General features: G+C 71.8%; 1 protein-coding gene. It reads right to left on the bottom strand.

The window, feature by feature from the left end:
- Positions 1–18: 18 nt before the first annotated feature.
- On the bottom strand, positions 19–3,108 hold a 3,090-nt coding region (locus AB0J08_RS41345; RefSeq protein WP_360645277.1), incomplete at its 5' end, for an SDR family NAD(P)-dependent oxidoreductase.

Genomic DNA, 3,108 nt, shown 5'->3' with positions numbered 1-3,108 from the left:
CGGGTGTGGTGTGGGGGTTCAGAGTTCGTTGTCGATGAAGGCGAACATCTCGTCGTCGGTGGCGTCTTGGAGTTGGTCGGCGACTTCGTCCTCGTCGGTGTTGAGGCGGTTGAGGCCGGTGAGGACGTCCTTGAGGCGGGTGGAGAGTCGGCTGCGTAGGGCGTTCTCGTCGGTGAGGGTGGCCAGGGAGGCTTCGATGCGGTCCAGTTCGGCGAAGAGGCGTAGGACGTTGATGTTCTGGTCGCTGTCGGTGTCGCCGAACTGGCCGGTCAGGTGGTCGATGAGTTCGGTGGAGGTGGGGTAGTCGAAGATCAGGGTGGCGGGCAGGCGCAGGCCGGTCGCGCCGTTGAGGTGGTTGCGGAACTCGATGGCGGTGAGGGAGTCGAAGCCCAGTTCCTGGAAGGGGCGGCCGGGGTCGATCGCGGTGGCGTCGGTGAAGCCGAGTACGGCTGCGGCCTGGCCGCGGACGAGGTCGGAGAGTGTTTGGTGGCGTTCGGCGGGTGTGAGGGTGGCGAGTCGGTCGGCGAGGTTCGTGGTGCCGTGTTGGGCGGGGGTGCGCTGGGTGCGGACCTTGATGAACTTGGCGGGGACGAGGGCGGGTTGGGTTCCGGCGGTGGCGGTGTCGAAGAGGGTGAGGCCGTCGGTGGGGGTGAGGGGGGCGATGCCGGCGGCGGCGAGGCGTCGTAGGTCGGCTTCGGTGAGGTCGCCGGCCATGCCGCCGCCTGCCCATAGGCCCCAGGCGAGGGAGGTGGCTCGCAGGCCGTGGGTGGTGCGGTGGTGGGCGAGGGCGTCGAGGGCGGCGTTGGCGGCGGCGTAGGTGGCCTGACCGGCGTTACCCAACGTGCCCGCGAGGGAGGAGTAGAGGACGAACGCGGTCAGGTCGAGGTGCGCGGTCAGCTCGTGGAGGTGCCAGGCGGCATCCGCCTTGGGCCGTAGGACGGCGTCGAGGCGCTCGGGGGTTTGGGAGGGGAGGAGGCCGTCGTCGAGGATGCCGGCGGTGTGGACGATCGCGGTGGGCGGGTTGGTGGTGATCAGCTCGGCCAGGGCGGCGCGATCGGTGATGTCGCAGGCCGTGACGCTCACCCGGGCGCCCAGGGCAGTGAGTTCGGCGGCGAGGGTGTCGGCACCCGGCGCCTGGGGGCCTCGTCGGCTTACCAGCAGCAGCTCGCGGACGCCGTGGTGGGTGACGAGGTGGCGGGCGGTGAGTGCGCCGAGGCCACCGGTGCCGCCGGTGATCAGGACGGTGGAGTCCGGCCCGAAGGCGGGTTCGCCGTCGCTGGGGGTGACGGTGGCGCGGGTGAGGCGGGCGGTCAGCAGGGTTTCACCGCGGACGGCGATCTGGGCCTCGCCGGTGGTCAGGGCCTTGTCGACCGCGTCGGCGGTGGCCGTGTCCGTGTCTGGTGCGAGGTCCACGAGGGTGATGCGGCCGGGTTGTTCGGCTTGGGCGGCGCGGATCAGGCCCCAGACGGCGGCGTGGGCGAGGTCGATCGGCTCGTCGGCTGTCGTGGCGACGCCGTGGCGGGTGACGACCACCAGCGGGGTGTCGGAGCTCTGGATCGCGGTCAGGACGTGTTCGGTGGCCCGCCGGATCGCGTCCGGGACCGCAAGACCCTCGGACTCCGGGACGGTGACCAGCTCGAACGCCGACGTCGACGCCGACGCCGTGCCGGCCGTGACCGCCGTCCACTCCAAGTGGTGGAGCATGTCGCGGGCCGTGCTCAGTTGGTCGGCCGAGACCGGACGCAGGGTGAGGGCGCCGATGTCCGCCACCGGTCGGCCCTCGCTGTCCGCCAGGGTGAGGGCGAGTGCGTCGTGGGTGGTGGGGCGGATGGCGACTCGTAGGGTGGTGGCGCCGGTGGTGTGGAGGGTGACCTGGCTGAAGACGAACGGCAGGTGGGGTTGTGCCTGGGGCAGGAAGTCGCCGAGGGCGATGGCGTGCAGGGCGGCGTCCAGGACGGCGGGGTGCAGGCCGTAGCGGCTGGCGTCGGTCTGGGCCTGTTCGGGCAGGGTGATCTCGGCGTAGACGTCGTCGTCGGCGCGCCAGGCGGCGGTGAGGCCCTGGAACACCGGGCCGTATTCCAGGCCGATGGTGGCGAGGTTGTCGTAGAGGGTGTCGACGTCGACGGGTTTGGCGCCGGCCGGTGGCCACTGGGTCAGGTCGTGGGTGGGCGTTTCGGTGGTTTCGGTGAGGGTGGCTTCGGCGTGTTGGGTCCAGCCGAGGGCGTCCTGGGTCTGGGAGTGGATGGTGAGGCGGCGGCGTTCGGGTTCCACGACGACCTGGATCTGGACGTTGCCGGTCTCGGGCAGCAGGAGTGGGGCCTGGAGGGTGAGTTCGTCCAGGACGGGGAGGCCGACCTCGGCGCCGGCGCGGGTGGACAGTTCGACCAGGGCCGCGCCGGGCACGATGACGGTGCCGTTGACGGCGTGGTCGGTGAGCCAGGGCTGGGCGGAGCGGGAGAGGCGGCCGGAGAAGATCGTCGATTCGCCGCCCGCGACCTCGGTGGCCGCGCTGAGCAGGGGGTGGTCGACGGCGCCGAGGCCGGCGGAGGTGACGTCGCCGGCCGGGCGGCCGGAGGGGAGCCAGTAGCGCTGGTACTGGAAGGCGTAGGTGGGCAGGTCGACCCGGACGCGTTTGGCCGGGGTGAAGTAGGCGGCCCAGTCCAGGGGAACGCCCCGGGTGTGCAGGCGGGCCAGTGCCTCCACGAACGCCTGGGCGCCGTCGCGGTCCTTGCGGGCGGTGGGGACGAAGCTTTCCTCACCGTCGAGGTTCTGCTGGGCGAGTGCGGTCAAGGTGGCGTCGGGGCCGAGTTCGACGAAGACGGTGGCGCCGGTGGCGCGGGCGGCCAGCACGCCGTCGGCGAACCGGACCGCGTGGCGGACGTGGTCCACCCAGTAGTCGGGGGTGGTGAGTTGGCCGGGTTCGGCGAGTCGGCCGGTGACGTTGGAGACGACCGGCACCGTCGGCTCGTGGAAGGTCACCGTGCCGATGGCTTCCCGGAAGTCGGCCAGCATCGGGTCCATCAACGGGGAGTGGAAGGCGTGGGACACCCGCAGCCGCTTGGTCCGCGCGGACGTCTGCGCCTCGATCGCGGCGATCGCCGCCTCACT

Origin of the sequence: Kitasatospora sp. NPDC050463, assembly GCF_040655255.1 — a bacterium.
In the GTDB taxonomy this organism is placed as follows: Bacteria; Actinomycetota; Actinomycetes; order Streptomycetales; family Streptomycetaceae; genus Kitasatospora.
Note: the sequence above shows the minus strand (reverse complement) of the source record. Positions and strands in the feature narration are given on the sequence as shown.